Consider the following 15834-nt stretch of genomic DNA (forward strand, 5'->3'; position numbering starts at 1 on the left):
CATCGGATAGGCTGGACCGATGCCAGGCGCCAGCACATGCCGCCGCGCTATGGTTCTCTATGCTATCGCTGCTTCAGCCGGCGGGAGAAACGCAGCCATTTGTCCTCGACGGGCTGTGGCTGTGCGAGGATGGTGGTGAGTTCGCGAGGCAGGCTCGGAACCAATGGCTTCTTGGTGGCAACGCCATCCGAGATCGAGACCACGCTGTGGTAGAATTCGGCACCCGCAAGGGATCTCGGCGGCACGGCCTCGTGCATGATACTGATGACCGTGACGTCTGGACAATTGTCCTTGATCGCCTGATGGAAGGCGATCTTGCCTTCGGGATCGAGCGCGCCGGTCGCTTCGTCGAGGAACAGCAATCCCGGCTGCTGCAGCACGATGCGGGCGACAACCAGCTTCTGCTTCTGGCCGCCGGAGAGAACCTGATCCCAGATCTTTCCCTCGCGGCTCTCGTCGGCCATGTGCTCGATGAAGTCGCCAAGACCCGCCCTGTGTAGCGCCGATGCGACCTGCGCGTCGGAATGATCGTGCTCGGAGCCGGGCAGGCAGACCAGCTGCTTGAGCGAGACCTGCTGCAGCTTGACCTCCTGGGCGGCATAGAAACTCCTGACGCCCTCCGGGAAGACGATGGTGCCGCGGCCATAGGGCCAGAGACCGTTGATCGCCTTGACCAACGAGGTCTTGCCGCAACCGGATTCGCCCTTGAGGAAGGTCCACTCACCGCGACGGAAGCGAAGATTGGCAGCGCTGAGGAACGGTGTTGCGTCTTCGCCCTGATGGGCCAGTTCGAGTTTCTGGATGGTCAGGCCGAAGACCGGGTTCTGACTGGCATAGTTGAAATCGGAATGGCCGGTCTGCCGGTAGAAGTCCTGCGGGTGCTGGACATTTTCAATGGCATTTGCCAACTCGGTGACACGCTGGCTGTTGGCCCTGAGCGCCGCAATCGCAGGCATGACATGAATGAACCACGAACATTGGCTGATCAGAGAGTTGACCATCTCGGAGCCGGTTATGTAGCCCTTGAGATCGAAGCCGTTGTGGATGAAGGGCACGAGACCCGGCCCGTAAGCGACAATGCGGGCACCGATGAAATTATAGATGAGTTCGAACGAATTATAGCTGGTGTTGACGATGTTCAGCCGCGCCCAGGTGCGGTCGATGTCGACATAACGCTGGCTGTGCATCGTCCTTTGCACATCCTCGCCGCGCGATGCGGCGACATGGAAGCTGCGGCGCAGAAAAGTGGTCAGCTCGCCGCGATAGCTGCCTTCGGCCTGCTGCATCCTGACGTTGAGCCGTTCCAGCAGTTTGCCCAGCTTGACCGCGATCCAGGTATTCAGCGGCACATAGGTGGCAACCGCCAGAAACGCGAGGACGGCGCTGCCATAGCTGCCAAGGAACTCCAGCCCTTGCACCTCCGCCGAGTTCTCAAGCAGTTTCTGGCCAACGAAATAGAGCGAGGTGGCGACGGCCAGAACACCCATGGCGAGGCCGATGGCACCGCCGGTCATGTCCTTGATCGATTCCTGGATGCGCTGATCGATGTTGTCGGGAGCGGCCGAGCCGGACGAGCCATGCTGGGCATGGAAATGCGTGTGATTGGCGTCGAGCAGCGCCTCGTTGAAGCGGCTGTCCAGCCAGCCGCGCCATTTGCGATGCAGCGTTGTGGAAACCAGGGTGCGGATGCCGGTAAAGCCTGCGTCCTTGAGTACAACCAGCAGGACAAGTATGCCGGCATTGGTCAGCAGTGATCGAAGCGGCGTGGTGTTTGCGGCATCGTGGAAAAAGGCGATCGAGTTGACCAACTCGCCGGATGCTTCGGCGAACCAGACGCCGGCCTTGCTGGAGAGCGCGGTGAGCAGCGCTATGATTAGCGTCAGCGTCCAGGCTTCCTTCCAGCGATCCGAGAACCAGTAGGCCCGCATCAGCCCCCAGAAGCTGCGCATGGAGGACACCGGCGTCAGGGGCGACTGTCTTTCGACATCGCGAAGCCATTTTTCCGATATTGAGTGTCGCTCTGGTCTACCGACCCGAATCACAATCCGCCCAAACCTTTTTTAGTTTTATTACGAACAGTAACACCAATTGATCATTTTCTATTAATTTTTCTCCGGCTGCTGTGGATTGAGGCTACGGCCGTTGCCGTGAAGCAACAGATTACAAGGCTGCAACGTCGCGTGATCAATGGTCAGAAGGCTGATTATCCTTATAATTTCAAATAGTTGATAGTTGGCACACAGAAGGACCCACGTCTTACCTTGGGGAAGCTTCTCACACGGTTTTGTGAACGTCATCATCCACTCGAAGAACAGGTTCTCCCGCTTTGGGCTTACGGAAACGGCTGAAAATGACCTTGGGTGAGTCGGCCTTCCCTAGCGTCATCGCTCGCGCTGAGGACCAAACGTGACCGGAAAAGCGTTGCCGCGCTCTGTCGAAAGCTACCCAACAGAGCGACATGCGTCGCTGGTCAAGGGATTGAGCTGCACTGGCAGCAACGGCCATGGTTTCTTCGTCAGCAGCGCCCAGGCGACGGTGAAGTAGATCAGTCGACCTTTTCCAGCTCGCCTCTGGCCTTGGCCGCGGCCACCTGGCGAATGGCGTCGCTGAGCGTATCGGCGTCCTGCGCGCCCATCACCGCATATTTGCCTTCCAGCAGGAAGCACGGCACGCCGGTGATGCCCATGCGCGAAGCGGTGGCGATTTCGGTCCGCACCGCCTCGACATCGGCGTCGGTCGGCAAAAGCGTCTCAACCACGGACGCATCCATGCCGGTCTCGCGCGCGGCTTCAATCAGCACTGCATGATCGCCGAGATTGGCGCCTTCCTCGAAATTCAACTGGAACAGGCGGCGCACCAGCCGGTTCTGCACGGCTTCGCCAGCGGCACCGGCCCAGCGGATCAGGCGATGCGCGTCGAGCGTGTTGGGCGCGACCTTGATGGCGTCGAAGGCAAAGGAAATCCCTTCCGCTTCGCCCAAGGGTTCGATGCGGGCATGGATCTCGCGGATGCGCTGTTCGCTGCCGAACTTGGCCATCATGTATTCGCGGCGATCCTTGCCTTCCGGCGGGATGGTCGGATCGAGCTGGAACGGCCGCCAGCGTATATGCACCTCGACATCGCTTGCAGCAGTGACCGCCTTGTCCAGCCGCTTCTGGCCGATGAAACACCAAGGGCAAACGACGTCGGACACCACGTCGACCGTGATGGAGTTGTCGGCACTCATGGTCGTCTCCTTGGTTCTGCGTCAGTTGGGCTTCCGCCACCAGGTCGGCAGCTGATAGCCGAATATGGGGGTCTTTTCAGGATGTTCCAGATAGGCCCAGTAAGCCAGCCATTGCTGCGTGTTGTATTGCATAGGCACCATGTAGTTGCCTGAGATCAGCAGCCGGTCGAGAACGCGGACGGCAGCGACATAATCCTCCTTGGTCCGAGCATTTAGCATCGCGTCGATCGCGGCATCCACCGCCGGGTCGGCGACGCCGGCGAGATTGAACGACCCTTCTGCCCTGGCCGCGGCGGATCCCCACCGCCCGAGCTGCTCGATACCGGGCGACAGCGAATTGTTGAAGCCGCTTGTGCCGATCAGCACCTCGAAATCGAAGCGCTGCTTGCGCGACTGGATCTGGTCGCCGTCGAGGCCGCGGATGGTGACGTCGATGCCGATCTTCTCCAGCGTGCGCTGGTAGATGGCGGCGAGGCGTTCTTCGTCCTGCGAGGCGGTCAGGATCTCGAAGCCGAAGGGTTTCCCCTCGGGATCGAGCATCACTCCATCCTGCACGGTGTAGCCCGCGCCCTTCAACATGTCGAAGGCGACCTTCAGCACCTTACGATCCTGGCCCGAACCGTCGGTGACGGGCGGCCGGTAGGTACCGTCCATGACATCGGCCGGCACGCGGCCGGGGAAGGGCGCCAGAAGCGCCTTTTCCCTGTCACTGGCCGGGTGGCCGAGCGCGGAAAGCTCAGAGTTCTGCCAGTAACTCATGGTGCGCGCATATTTGCCGCCGAACAGGTTCTTGTTGGCCCATTCGAAGTCGTAGAGCATGCCGAGCGCGCGCCGGACGACCGGGTTGGAAAATTTTGGCAGCCGCGTGTTGAACAGGAAGCCGTTGACAACAGGCGGAATGCCGGTGTCGAAGGTCTCGGCGACCACCTCGCCCTTGTGGAAGGCCGGGAAGTCGAGATCGCGCTCGCGCTTGACCGGATCGCTGTCGTCGTCGATGGCGCAGATGCCTTTCTTGAACGCCTCCTGCTTGGCGTTGGCGTTGAGGAAATATTCGATGGTGATTTGATCGAAATTGTCGAAGCCGCGCTTCGAAGGGATGTCCTTGCCCCAATAGTCCGGATTTCGCTTGAAGACGATGCGCTGGCCGGGCTGCACCTTGTCCACCGTATAGGGACCGCTGCCGATCAGTGGCTTCAGCGTCGTCCTGTCGAAGGTGTCCTTGTCGAAAGCATGCTTCGGGACGATTGGCGTCAAGGCGATGATCAGCGGAAACTCGCGATTGGCCTTGTCGTTGAAAGTGAAGCGCACGCTGTGCCCGCCGGTCTTCTCCAGTTTGGCGATCATGCTCATGCGGTCACTGTAGGGTGGGCGGCCCTTGTCGGTGAAAACATCATAGGTGAACAGCACATCCTCCGGCGTCACCGGCTGGCCGTCTGACCATCTTGCCTTGGGATCGAGGTGGAATTCGATGCTCTTGCGTTCCGGGTCCATGTCGGCGCTGGTAGCGAGCAAGCCGTAGAGGCTGAAAGGCTCGTCGTAGTTGCGCTGCATCAACGGTTCGAAGACGAGATTGCCGTAGACCGTGTCGATCATGCCTCGGGCGGTCGTGCGCAGGCTTTTCAGGATGAACGGGTTGAGATTGTCGAAGGTCCCGACAACGCAATAGGTGATGCTGCCGCCCTTCGGCGCATCGGGATTGACATAGTTGAAATGCGTGTAGTCGGCCGGCAGCGCCGGCTCGCCCTGCATGGCGATCGCATGTTTCGGCTCCGACAGAGCCGGCTGGAGCGAAAGGGTGACAAACGAGATCGCAGCGATCAGCCAAACAAGAACGCGGCCCATGACCGTCTCCTTACCGGGTCGGCTTGATGATTCGGAGCGCACCCTAGCATGAGGCGGCCGCGCAACGACCAATCGCGTCTTCAAGAATTGCAGGCCCCGGGCTGGATTCGGCGTCGCTTGCAGTGTAACACGCCGTCCGAAGTCATTCTGTTGCCTCATTTCGGCAACAGGTAGCTGGACCACACGGCGCGAAGAAGCCGGTCCCCGGGATCATTTGAGAGGAAGTGCACGACATGACGAGCCTGAACAGCAACGCATACCGCCTTTCGGCCATGGCCGCTGGCGTGATCGGCTTTCTGGTCGCCGGGCTTCCTGATGCTTCCGCACAGCAGCAACAGCAGATTCCGCAAGGCTGGTTCAAGGCCTGCACCAAGCAGGAAGATGTCGATATCTGCAACGTCCAGAACATCACCACCGCCGGCAACGGCCAGCTCATCACCGGCGTCAGCCTGATCGAGCTGAAGGGCAAGGTGAACCGCAAGGTGTTCCAGGTCACGGTTCCGACCGGCCGCCTGGTTCCTCCCGGCATCGGTCTCCAGATCGACACTGGCAAGGCGCAGAAGCTCGACTATGTGATCTGCTTCCCCGATCGCTGCGTGGCGGAAGTGCCGTTGACCGACCAGCTCGTCGCCTCCTTCAAGAAGGGGTCGAACCTGACGCTCACTTCGGTCAACTTCCAGAATCAGCCGAACCCGATCAAGATCGCGCTGACCGGCTTCAGCGGCGCCTTCGATGGCCCGCCGCTGCAGCAGTCGGACATCGAGGACCGGCAGAAGAAGCTTCAGGATTTCGTCGCCAAGAACAACCAGGACTTCGCCAAGAAGCTCAAGGAAGAGCAGGATAAGGCCAAGACCGCCAACTGATCGGCGCGCTATCGGACAAGGAAAAAGCGGGGCATGCCCCGCTTTTTTTGTTCCCCGAGTCTCGTCAGAGTGTCCCCAGTCTCTCAGTGTCTTGACTGCCGTTTCGGCTCATAGCGGCCGTCCGGCCGCTTGTCGAACATCTCGCCGATCTGCGGATGCCGCACCGGTTCGCCAGACTGGTCCTCGAGCAGGTTCTGTTCGGACACATAGGCAATGTATTCCGTTTCCGAATTCTCGGCCAGCAGATGGTAGAACGGCTGGTCCTTGCGCGGCCGCACGTCCGCGGGGATCGCCTCGTACCATTCCTCGGTGTTGGCAAATTGCGGGTCGACATCGAAGATGATGCCGCGAAACGGAAACAGCCGGTGGCGAACCACCTGTCCGATCGAGAATTTGGCCGTTTTCATCGTACTCACCACTTAGGTCTCAGGAGTGCCCCGCGCTCTTTGCGCAAAAAGACGCTCTAAGACCTTGAATCTACGCATTACGCCACCAGAAATCGAGCCCGACTTTAGGGCTGATATCTGCTCTATTTGGCGCATGCGCCACTTCAATTCAATCCCGGAGCGCTTGACGCGCGGTTAAGCTACGGGCTAGCCCGGCCGGAGAGTTTCAGCCAGCGTAATAATGCCAGACGTCATCGGTCTTGTTCTTCCGTTCTTCGGTTTGATTTTCATGGGCTTCCTGGTGGCACGCATCACCAGGCAGCCGCTGGAAGCGCTCGGCTGGATGAACACTTTCATCGTCTATGTCGCGCTCCCGGCCCTGTTCTTCCAACTGCTTGCCAAGACGCCATTCGAGCGGCTGACGGAATGGAGTTTCATCCTCGGCTCGGTGTTGTCGACCTACGCAATCTTTTCGCTGATGTTTGCCTGGTCGGTGCTGACCTCGCGAGGTGAGATCGCGCAATCGACGATCAAGGCCCTTGCCGCCTCCTATGGCAATATCGGATATATGGGACCGGGGCTTGCGCTGCTGGCCTTCGGCAAGGACGCGGCGGTGCCCGTGGCTCTGATCTTCTGTTTCGAAAACATCATCCATTTCGCCATCGCGCCGATGATGATGGCACTTTCCGGCGACGACAAGACATTGCCGCTACAGCTCGTTCTGGGCGTTCTCAGGAAGATCGTGCTGCATCCATTCATCATTGCGACCGCAATGGGCGTGGCTGCCGCCTATATCGACTTTCGCCCGCCTGAGCCGGTCGAGCGCTTCCTCGATTATCTTTCCGGCGCCGCGGCGCCCTGCGCCCTGTTCGCCATGGGCGTCACCCTGGCGCTCCGGCCACTTAATCGCATCCCGCACGAACTGGCCTTGATCGCTGCGCTGAAGCTGATCCTGCACCCGTTGCTCTGCTATGTCGTGCTGAGCTGGATCGGCAATTTCTCCGAAACCTGGATTTTCTCGGCGGTTCTGCTGGCGGCGTTGCCAACCGCGACCAACGTCTTCGTCATTGCCCAGCAATATGGCGTCTGGGTGCAGCGTGCTTCAGCCAGCGTGCTGATCACCACTTGCCTCTCGGTCGTGACGGTGACCGGGCTGCTCTACATGATCCGCCACGGTGTGCTACCGGCGGACCTGTTTCCTTAAGCCGCCGGCGAGGGCGGCAAACCCGCTGCCCGGCCGCAGCCCCTCGCGCATGAAGAAGGCGCGCAGCGGCGCGAAGCCGCCGAGCACGCCGAGGCCGGCGCTGCGCGCCATCTGGGCCGGCAGCATGTCCGAGAGCAACGACATGTTGAGGAGATTGACCGCGCTGCTGCGCGCCAGAATGTCGGGCCGGCGCCTGAAATCGTAAGCTGCGAGCGCTTTTACAGCACCAGGATCATCTCTGTTTTTACAAGCGATTTCAATTAGATCGTCAATATCCCTGATACCGAGATTGAGACCTTGCGCGCCGATCGGCGGAAACACATGCGCGGCCTCGCCGACAAGCGCCACCCGGTTGCGCCCAAAACGACGGGGGGTCACGCCCGAAAGCGGGTAGACCTGCCGGCCGGGCTCTATCGACACCCGACCCAGCATCGATTGCATTTGTTGTTCGACCCGCATCGAAAGCGTGGCGTCGTCCAACGCGGCGAGTTCCTTGGCCGTCTCCGGTTCCACCACCCAGACAAGGCTGGACCGATTGCCGGGCAGAGGGACCTGGGTGAACGGACCGGTCTCGGTGTGGAATTCGGTCGAGGTGAAAGCGTGCTCGCTGCGGTGGCCGAAATTGAGAACAAGCGCCGCCTGCGGCAGGGACCGGGCGGATGTCGAGATGCCGGCGGCCGCGCGGGCCGGCGACAGGCGCCCATCGGCGGCGACCGCCAGCAACGCCGCGACCTCGCTGCCATCGGCCAGAACGGCATGGGCATGACCGGCGTCGAGCCGCCACGTCTCCACCAGGGATTTTCGCCATTCTATGCCGGAATGCGCCGCAACAGCCCTGGCAAGTGCTGGATTGAGCACGCTGTTGGGCAGGTTCAGCCCGAACTCATCCTCGCCGATTTCGCTGGCGCGAAAAGTGACCACCGGACTGCGCACCAGCCTGCTGGTTGCATCGACGATGCGCATCACCTTGAGTGGAGCAGCCTCTGATCTCACCTCGTCGAGAACGCGCAACCGCTCGAGGACCTTCAGGGCAGGGTTCATCAGGGCCGTGGTGCGGCCATCAGGGCCGCCGGCCTCGGGTCCGACCAGCGTCACGGCGAAGCCGGCGTCGGCAAAACCGAGCGCTGCGATCAGCCCCGCTGGACCGCTACCGGCTATCAGTATCCGCGCTGTCTTCTGATGGTCCAAATTTCGGCTTCCGGATCACGAGGCAGGCCTGTTCGCCTGGCAACGGATATAGGTCAGATCATGCGGCTTGATCAACGTGGCGATTCGGCCCATTCGACTGTCTTGGGCGGCGGTAGCCACGGGGGCTGGCTTTGGACGGGCTGCGATACTGCTTGTCTGTGCAGGCGCCCTGCTAGTAGTCTCGGCATGAGTGGGGGAGAATTCAATGGCGGATCGGGACAGGGCGAGGAGGAGGGAACCCACTCTCTCCAGCAATGGGATGGTCATCGGCAATTTCGACTGTCAGATCGCACCGGAAAATATCGAGACCAGATCCGGCAGGAGCACGGAACAGACGTCCGGCCGCAACTGGAATCTTGCCGGCCTCGGTGCAGGCATCTGCAAGCAGGACTGGCGAACCTCGTGAGCAAGAAGACAACGGCCAGAAAAATCGCCGACCGGATTCCGATGCCGAAGAAGAAGGTCACATGGCCGCAGGCGCGCGCCTTTTCGGTCCATCTTTTGACCGCGTCAGGCTCTTTCCTGGCTTTCCTGTCGCTGGTGGCGGCAAGCGAGGAGCGCTGGACGGCGATGTTCTGGTGGCTGGGACTGGCGCTGTTTGTCGATGGCATCGACGGGCCGATAGCGCGCAAGCTCGACGTCAAGGAGATCCTGCCGACCTGGTCGGGTGAACTTCTCGACAACATCATCGACTACGTGACCTACGTGCTGATCCCGGCCTTTGCGCTCTACCAGCGCGGTTTCATGGGCGAGGGCCTGTCCTTCCTGTCGGCGGCGATCATCGTGGTCTCAAGCGCGATCTACTATGCCGACACCGGCATGAAGACGAAGGAGAATTTCTTCAAGGGGTTTCCGGTGGTCTGGAACATGGTGGTGTTCACATTGTTCGTCATCGAGCCGGGACAGTGGGTTTCCTTCGGCGTGGTCGTGGCGGCCGGCATCCTGACCTTCGTGCCTATCAACTTCATCCATCCGGTGCGGGTGGTGCGGCTGCGGCCGCTCAATCTCGGCATGACGCTGCTGTGGTGTGCTTTCGGGGCGCTGGCGCTGGCACAGGCAGCACTTGCCGCCTTCTATGACCAGATCGGCGTGCTCGGCGCGCAGGTGAGCATCTTCACCAAAATCGGTATCACGATCTCGGGACTTTACCTCGCCTGCATCGGCGGTATCATGCAGCTCTTTCCAAATCTCGGCGCCAAGCCGGATCCTGGGAAACCCTGACCTCCAAGACGGTTTGAGCGCAGAGACCTGCTAATGTCCAAAGCGATCCGTATCCATGCCCATGGCGGTCCGGAGGTCCTGACCTATGAGGACGCCGATCCGGGTCAGCCCGGCTCGGGACAGATCCTGGTCAGACACACGGCGATCGGTCTCAATTTCATCGATGTCTATCATCGCTCGGGCCTTTATCCGCCACCCGGTGGCTTTCCGCTGATCCCCGGCGGCGAGGCGGCCGGCGTGGTGCTGGCGGTTGGCGCCGGTGTCGATGGGCTGAAGCCCGGCGATCGCGTCGCCTATGCCGTGAATGTCGGCGCCTATGCCGAACAGCGGGTGATCGCCGCCGACCGCGTGGTCAAGGTGCCGGACGGCATCAGCGACGAACAGGCGGCCGCCATGATGCTGAAGGGCATGACGGCCGAATACCTTTTGCGCCGCACCTTCAAGGTGAAGGCGGGCGACACGATCCTGTTTCACGCAGCGGCCGGCGGCGTCGGGCTGATCCTTGGCCAATGGGCGAAACATCTTGGAGCGACGGTGATCGGCACCGCCAGTTCGTCCGACAAGATCGAACTCGCCAAGGCACATGGCTTCGACTATGTCATCAATTACCGCGAGCAGGATTTCGCCGCGGGCGTGCTCGCCATCACTGGCGGCAAGAAATGCGACGTCGTCTATGATTCGGTTGGCAATGATACGTTTCCGGCCTCGCTCGACTGCCTGAAGCCGCTCGGCACGTTCGCCAGCTTCGGTCAGTCGTCGGGGCCGATCCCGCCATTCAGCATGTCGTTGCTGGCGCAGAAAGGCTCGCTGTTCGCGACGCGGCCGACGCTGTTCGTCTACAATGCCAAACGTGGGGATCTCGAAGCCTCCGCAGCCGCACTCTTCGACGTCGTGCTGAGCGGCGCGGTCAAGATCAGGATCAACCAGCGCTATGCGCTGAAGGATGCAGGCAAGGCGCATGCCGACCTCGAGGGGCGCATGACGACCGGCACGACCATCCTTATTCCCTGAGGCCTGCTTTTTGAGGGGTTGCTCTTTACCCCTTGAGTTTCCGCTGAAATTCTTGAAGCTCTTTCAAGACGCGTGCCGCTTTCCGACGGGAGCCGGCCACGCATACCATGCTGGCGGGAACACAGAACATATCTGGCAAACCAGATGGGAGGCACTGTGAGTGCAAATCACGACGGCGCAAACCTGCTTGAGGTTCGTGGCCTTACCAAAATATTCGGCACGCTGACGGCATGCGACCATGTCGATCTCAACATCGCAAAGGGCGAGATCCACGCGCTGCTCGGCGAGAACGGCGCCGGCAAGTCGACGCTGGTCAAGATGCTGTTCGGATCGCTGGAGCCCAATTCGGGCGAGATCTTCTGGAACGGCCAGGCGGTCAGGATCGCCAATCCCGGCTTTGCCAAGAAGCTCGGTATCGGCATGGTGTTCCAGCATTTCTCGCTGTTCGAGGCGCTGACGGCGGCCGAGAACATAGCGCTGTCGCTGGATGACGGTTCACCCATCAGCACGATCGCCGCCAAGGCGAGGGCGCTTTCCTACAGCTATGGCCTGCCGCTCGATCCGGAATCGCTGGTCGGCGACCTGTCGGTCGGCGAGCGCCAGCGTATCGAGATCATCCGCTGCCTGTTGCAGACACCGCAGCTCATCATCCTCGATGAGCCGACTTCCGTGCTGACGCCACAGGAAGCCGACAAGCTGTTCGAGACGCTCGAACGGCTGCGCTCGGAAGGAAAGTCGATCCTCTACATTTCGCACCGGCTGGAAGAGGTCAAGCGCATCTGCGACCGCGCCACCGTTCTGCGCCACGGCAAGGTGGTCGGCCATTGCAACCCGCGCGAGCAAACCGCCGCGTCGCTGGCGCGCATGATGGTCGGCAACGAAGTCAAGGCCGTGGTGCGTGCTCCGGCCGACGGTATCGAGACCGCGCAACCGCTGCTGGAGATACGCGCGCTCAGCCGCAAGCCGGCAACGCCGTTCTCGATCCCGCTGAAAAACATCAACCTCACTGTGCGCGCCGGCGAGGTGATCGGCATTGCCGGCGTCGCCGGCAACGGCCAGGGCGAGTTCTTCGAAACCGTCTCCGGCGAAGTGCTGCAGCAGGATGCGGCCTCGGTGCGCATCCGCGGCAAGGATGCCGGCGGCCTCGGCATCACTGGCCGGCGGCTGATGGGTGCCGCCTTCGTGCCCGAAGAGCGGCTCGGCCATGGTGCAGCACCCAGCATGAAGCTTTCCGAGAACCTGCTTCTGTCGCGTCATGCCACCGATGGCAAGGTCTTTGTCGGCGCCAGCGGCATGGTCAAAAGCGAGGCGATCTACGGCGCCGCCCAGCGCATCATCAAGGCGATGGATGTGCGCAAGAGTGCGCCCGATCCGGAGGCGGCAGCGCTTTCGGGCGGCAACCTGCAAAAATTCATCGTCGGCCGCGAACTCGACCGCAGACCTGGAGTCATGGTCGTCAATCAGCCGACCTGGGGGGTCGACGCGGGTGCGGCCGCCCACATTCGCCAGGCGCTGATCGAGCTGGCGCGCAGTGGCTCGGCGGTGCTGGTCATCAGCCAGGATCTCGACGAACTGTTCGAGATATCCGATTCGATAGCGGTCATGCACAATGGCGAGCTGTCCAAGCCGCTGCCGATTGCTCAGGCCACCTTCGAAAAGATCGGACTGTTGATGGGCGGCGCCGAGCCTGGCCACGCCGAACACATTCTGGAGACGGCATGATGCGCCTCGAACTCGTCAAACGCCCGCAGCGCTCGGCGCTGTTCTCGGCGCTGTCGCCCTTCATAGCATTCCTGCTGACCATCATTGCCGGCGCCATCCTGTTCGCGCTGCTCGGCGTCAACCCTTTGAATGCATTTCGAATTTACTTCATCGAACCGATCAGCCAGATCTGGCAGCTGCATGAGCTGGCGATCAAGGCAGCACCGTTGATCCTGATCGCGGTCGGCTTGTCGGTCTGCTACAGGGCCAATATCTGGAATATCGGCGCCGAGGGCCAGTTCATCCTCGGCGGCATCGTCGGCTCGATGATCCCGGTGCTGTTTCCGCAGTTCGAAGGACCACTGGTGTTGCCGCTGATGCTGCTGCTCGGCATGGTGGGTGGAGCGGCCTATGCGGCGATCCCGGCGTTTTTGAAAACGCGCTTCGGCACCAACGAGATCCTGACCAGCCTGATGCTGGTCTATGTCGCCCAGCTCTTCCTCGACTGGCTGGTGCGTGGTCCCTGGCGCGATCCGCAGGGCCACGGCTTCCCGCAGACGGTTCAGTTCAACGACTCGGCCATCCTGCCGGAATTGATGCCGGAATCCGGACGGGCGAACTGGGGTTTCGTTTTCGCGCTGGTCGCAGCTGTGCTGATCTGGATCCTGATGAGCCGGATGCTGAAAGGCTTCGAGGTCCGCGTGCTCGGCTCGAGCCCGAGGGCAGGGCGTTTCGCCGGCTTCGGCCTCAACCGCATGGTGTTCTTCGCCTTCCTGCTGTCGGGTGCGCTGGCCGGGCTTGCCGGCATTTCGGAAGTCTCGGGCGCCATCGGCCAGCTGCAGCCGGTCATCTCTCCCGGCTATGGCTTCACCGCCATCATCGTGGCGTTTCTCGGCCGGCTCAATCCGCTGGGCATCGTCGCAGCCGGCCTGGTGCTGGCGCTGACCTATCTCGGCGGCGAGGCCGTGCAAAGCGCGCTCGGCATCTCCGACAAGGTGGCGCGGGTGTTCCAGGGCATGCTTTTGTTCTTCGTGCTCGGCTGCGACACGCTCATCCATTACCGCATTCGTCTGATCGGCTTTGCAGCTCCCAAACTCGAAGCCGCACCGAAACTGGAAGAGGCCCGCTGATGGACATCACCGTCAACATCCTTCTGACCATTGCCACCGCGGCGACGCCGCTGCTGATCGCGGCGATCGGCGAGCTGGTGGTCGAGCGCTCCGGCGTGCTCAATCTAGGCGTCGAGGGCATGATGATCATGGGCGCGGTTGGCGGCTTCGGCGCCGGCTATCTCACCGGATCGCCCTGGATCGGCCTGCTGGCGGCGATCGCGCTCGGTGCGCTGTTCTCGCTGCTGTTCGCCGTCATGACGCTGTCGCTGGCCACCAATCAGGTGGCGACCGGCCTGTCGCTGACGCTGCTCGGCCTCGGCCTGTCCGGCATGATGGGCACCAGCTTTGTCGGCCAGCCCGGCCAGCGGCTGCCCAACCTCGACATTCCCGGCCTGACCTCGATCCCGGTCGTCGGCAGGCTGCTGTTCGGTCAGGATCCGATCTTCTACATCTCGATCGCACTAACCGCCGCCGTCATGTGGTTCCTGTTCAAGACCCGCACAGGGCTCACTCTGCGCTCGATAGGCGACAGCCACACATCGGCGCACGCGCTTGGCATCCAGGTCATCCGCTACCGCTATCTCGCGGTGATCTTTGGTGGCGCCTGCGCCGGCCTTGCCGGCGGCCATCTGTCGCTGGTCTATACGCCGCAATGGGTGGAGAACATGACCGCCGGGCGCGGCTGGATCGCGCTGGCGCTGGTCGTGTTCGCTTCATGGCGGCCGTGGCGGGTGCTGGCCGGCGCCTACATCTTCGGCGCGGTGTGGATCGGCCAGCTCCATGCACAGGCTTTCGGCATTCCGGTTCCCTCGCAACTGCTTTCTTCGTTGCCCTATCTGGCAACCGTGGTGGTTCTCGTTCTAATCTCGCGCAACAAGCGTCTGACGATGATGAACACGCCGGCTTCCTTGGGGCAGCCATTCGTTCCGGATCGTTGACAATAATAAAAGACGGGAAGCTCCAAGGCTTAACTCAGAGAGGTAACACAATGAAAAAACTGCTCATTGCCCTGATGACGACGACCGCCGCGTTGTCATTGGCGGCGACCGCCGAAGCCCAGGAAAAGCTGAAGGCCTGTTGGGTCTATACCGGCCCGATCGGCGATTTCGGCTGGTCGTACCAGCATGACCAGGGCCGCCTGGAAGTGGAGAAGGAACTCGGCGACAAGGTCGAGACCGCTTATCTGGAGAATGTCTCCGAAGGCCCCGACGCCGACCGCGCCTTCGAGCGCCTGGCGCGTGAAGGCTGCAAGATCATCTTCGGCACCTCCTTCGGCTTCATGGATCCTGAAGTGAAGGTCGCCAAGAAATTCCCCAAGGTGATGTTCGAGCACGCGACCGGCTACAAGAAGGCCGAAAATCTCGGCATCTACAATGCGCGTTTCTACGAAGGCCGCTACGTGCTTGGCCAGATCGCCGCCAAGGAATCGAAGTCCGGCGTCGCCGGCTACATTGTTTCCTTCCCGATCCCGGAAGTGGTGATGGGCATCAATTCCTTCATGCTCGGCGCCCAGTCGATCAACCCGAACTTCAAGGCCAAGATCGTCTGGGTGAATTCCTGGTTCGATCCGGGCAAGGAAGCCGACGCCGCCAAGGCGCTGTTCGACCAGGGCGCCGACATCATCGTCCAGCACACCGATTCGACCGCTGCCATGCAGGTGGCGGAGGAGCGCAAGCTGCACGGCTTCGGCCAGTCCTCCGACATGATCAAGTTCGCGCCGAACGCGCAGTTGACCTCGCTCACCGACGATTGGGGTCCGTATTACGTCAGCCGGGTCAAGGCCGCAATCGATGGCACCTGGAAGCCCGGCGATGTCTGGCTTGGCATCAAGGATGGCGCCGTCAAGCTGGCCCCGTTCACCAATATGCCCGACGACGTAAAGGCAATGGCCGAGGCAACCACAAAGAAGATCGCCGACGGCTGGAACCCCTTCACCGGGCCGATCGCCAAACAGGACGGCACGCCGTGGCTGAAGGACGGCGAAGTCGCCGACGACGCCATGCTGCTCGGCATGAATTTCTACGTCAAGGGCGTCGACGACAAGCTGCCGCAGTAAGCAGCACAGGATATCAAGCGAAAG

14 protein-coding genes are annotated in these 15834 nt (G+C 61.4%); 9 read left to right on the plus strand and 5 right to left on the minus strand.

The genetic code is table 11. The features are described from left to right. Nucleotides 1–62: 62 nt before the first annotated feature. The 3 genes from OHD62_RS28695 to OHD62_RS28705 all read right to left on the minus strand — a co-directional run bounded on the left by OHD62_RS28695 (nucleotide 63) and on the right by OHD62_RS28705 (nucleotide 5068). Nucleotides 63–1949, minus strand: a complete 1887-nt coding sequence (locus tag OHD62_RS28695; RefSeq protein WP_263790087.1) for an ABC transporter ATP-binding protein/permease — start codon at nucleotides 1947–1949, stop codon at nucleotides 63–65. A 596-nt stretch (nucleotides 1950–2545) separates the two neighbouring features. Next, entirely contained in the window at nucleotides 2546–3226 is a 681-nt protein-coding gene (locus OHD62_RS28700; RefSeq protein WP_263790089.1) for a DsbA family oxidoreductase, read from the minus strand. A gap of 21 nt (nucleotides 3227–3247) precedes the next feature. After that, nucleotides 3248–5068, minus strand: coding sequence for an extracellular solute-binding protein (locus tag OHD62_RS28705; RefSeq protein WP_263790090.1), 1821 nt, complete (start codon nucleotides 5066–5068; stop codon nucleotides 3248–3250). A gap of 233 nt (nucleotides 5069–5301) precedes the next feature. Between OHD62_RS28705 and OHD62_RS28710 the strand changes: the two genes are divergently transcribed. After that, on the plus strand, nucleotides 5302–5931 hold the full coding sequence (locus OHD62_RS28710) for an invasion associated locus B family protein (protein ID WP_263790091.1): 630 nt from the start codon (nucleotides 5302–5304) through the stop codon (nucleotides 5929–5931). A gap of 83 nt (nucleotides 5932–6014) precedes the next feature. On the opposite strand, the gene hspQ is transcribed toward OHD62_RS28710, so the two are convergent. Then, on the minus strand, nucleotides 6015–6338 hold the full coding sequence (hspQ, locus tag OHD62_RS28715) for a heat shock protein HspQ (protein ID WP_263790093.1): 324 nt from the start codon (nucleotides 6336–6338) through the stop codon (nucleotides 6015–6017). Between the two features lie 220 nt (nucleotides 6339–6558). Between hspQ and OHD62_RS28720 the strand changes: the two genes are divergently transcribed. After that, nucleotides 6559–7521, plus strand: coding sequence for an AEC family transporter (locus OHD62_RS28720; protein ID WP_263790094.1), 963 nt, complete (start codon nucleotides 6559–6561; stop codon nucleotides 7519–7521). Here OHD62_RS28720 and OHD62_RS28725 read toward each other — a convergent pair. Continuing rightward, nucleotides 7498–8709 (minus strand): UbiH/UbiF family hydroxylase, encoded by a 1212-nt coding sequence (locus OHD62_RS28725; protein WP_263790096.1) that lies wholly within the window; start codon nucleotides 8707–8709, stop codon nucleotides 7498–7500. The genes OHD62_RS28720 and OHD62_RS28725 overlap by 24 nt on opposite strands. A gap of 205 nt (nucleotides 8710–8914) precedes the next feature. On the opposite strand from OHD62_RS28725, the gene OHD62_RS28730 reads away from it, so the two are divergent. The 7 genes from OHD62_RS28730 to OHD62_RS28760 all read left to right on the plus strand — a co-directional run bounded on the left by OHD62_RS28730 (nucleotide 8915) and on the right by OHD62_RS28760 (nucleotide 15810). Then, entirely contained in the window at nucleotides 8915–9115 is a 201-nt protein-coding gene (locus OHD62_RS28730; RefSeq protein WP_263790098.1) for a hypothetical protein, read from the plus strand. A 41-nt stretch (nucleotides 9116–9156) separates the two neighbouring features. Then, entirely contained in the window at nucleotides 9157–9930 is a 774-nt protein-coding gene (gene pcsA, locus OHD62_RS28735; RefSeq protein WP_263790203.1) for a phosphatidylcholine synthase, read from the plus strand. Between the two features lie 33 nt (nucleotides 9931–9963). Beyond that, nucleotides 9964–10941, plus strand: a complete 978-nt coding sequence (locus tag OHD62_RS28740) for a quinone oxidoreductase family protein (protein WP_263790100.1) — start codon at nucleotides 9964–9966, stop codon at nucleotides 10939–10941. Nucleotides 10942–11085: 144 nt separating this feature from the next. Next, nucleotides 11086–12663 carry an ABC transporter ATP-binding protein gene (locus tag OHD62_RS28745; RefSeq protein ID WP_263790101.1) on the plus strand — a complete coding sequence of 526 codons (1578 nt, stop codon included), beginning with the start codon at nucleotides 11086–11088 and terminating at the stop codon, nucleotides 12661–12663. Next, nucleotides 12660–13772, plus strand: coding sequence for an ABC transporter permease (locus tag OHD62_RS28750; RefSeq protein WP_263790103.1), 1113 nt, complete (start codon nucleotides 12660–12662; stop codon nucleotides 13770–13772). The genes OHD62_RS28745 and OHD62_RS28750 overlap by 4 nt, the downstream gene beginning before the upstream one ends. Continuing rightward, nucleotides 13772–14692 (plus strand): ABC transporter permease, encoded by a 921-nt coding sequence (locus OHD62_RS28755; RefSeq protein WP_263790104.1) that lies wholly within the window; start codon nucleotides 13772–13774, stop codon nucleotides 14690–14692. The genes OHD62_RS28750 and OHD62_RS28755 overlap by 1 nt, the downstream gene beginning before the upstream one ends. 50 nt (nucleotides 14693–14742) lie before the next feature. Continuing rightward, the gene (locus OHD62_RS28760) at nucleotides 14743–15810 is read left to right on the plus strand and encodes a BMP family ABC transporter substrate-binding protein (protein ID WP_263790106.1); all 1068 of its coding nucleotides are present in this window, start codon (nucleotides 14743–14745) and stop codon (nucleotides 15808–15810) included. Nucleotides 15811–15834 lie beyond the last annotated feature (24 nt).

The sequence above is a fragment of the Mesorhizobium sp. YC-39 genome, from assembly GCF_025753795.1.
Lineage (GTDB): Bacteria > Pseudomonadota > Alphaproteobacteria > Rhizobiales > Rhizobiaceae > Mesorhizobium.

Bases quoted from the DNA above. Each gene is read 5' to 3' on its own strand.
- OHD62_RS28695 (WP_263790087.1), bottom strand. From the start codon at position 1,949: ATGCGCAGCTTCTGGGGGCTGATGCGGGCCTACTGGTTCTCGGATCGC.
- OHD62_RS28700 (WP_263790089.1), bottom strand. From the start codon at position 3,226: ATGAGTGCCGACAACTCCATCACGGTCGACGTGGTGTCCGACGTCGTT.
- OHD62_RS28705 (WP_263790090.1), bottom strand. From the start codon at position 5,068: ATGGGCCGCGTTCTTGTTTGGCTGATCGCTGCGATCTCGTTTGTCACC.
- OHD62_RS28710 (WP_263790091.1), top strand. From the start codon at position 5,302: ATGACGAGCCTGAACAGCAACGCATACCGCCTTTCGGCCATGGCCGCT.
- hspQ (WP_263790093.1), bottom strand. From the start codon at position 6,338: ATGAAAACGGCCAAATTCTCGATCGGACAGGTGGTTCGCCACCGGCTG.
- OHD62_RS28720 (WP_263790094.1), top strand. From the start codon at position 6,559: ATGCCAGACGTCATCGGTCTTGTTCTTCCGTTCTTCGGTTTGATTTTC.
- OHD62_RS28730 (WP_263790098.1), top strand. From the start codon at position 8,915: ATGGCGGATCGGGACAGGGCGAGGAGGAGGGAACCCACTCTCTCCAGC.
- pcsA (WP_263790203.1), top strand. From the start codon at position 9,157: ATGCCGAAGAAGAAGGTCACATGGCCGCAGGCGCGCGCCTTTTCGGTC.
- OHD62_RS28740 (WP_263790100.1), top strand. From the start codon at position 9,964: ATGTCCAAAGCGATCCGTATCCATGCCCATGGCGGTCCGGAGGTCCTG.
- OHD62_RS28745 (WP_263790101.1), top strand. From the start codon at position 11,086: ATGGGAGGCACTGTGAGTGCAAATCACGACGGCGCAAACCTGCTTGAG.
- OHD62_RS28750 (WP_263790103.1), top strand. From the start codon at position 12,660: ATGATGCGCCTCGAACTCGTCAAACGCCCGCAGCGCTCGGCGCTGTTC.
- OHD62_RS28755 (WP_263790104.1), top strand. From the start codon at position 13,772: ATGGACATCACCGTCAACATCCTTCTGACCATTGCCACCGCGGCGACG.
- OHD62_RS28760 (WP_263790106.1), top strand. From the start codon at position 14,743: ATGAAAAAACTGCTCATTGCCCTGATGACGACGACCGCCGCGTTGTCA.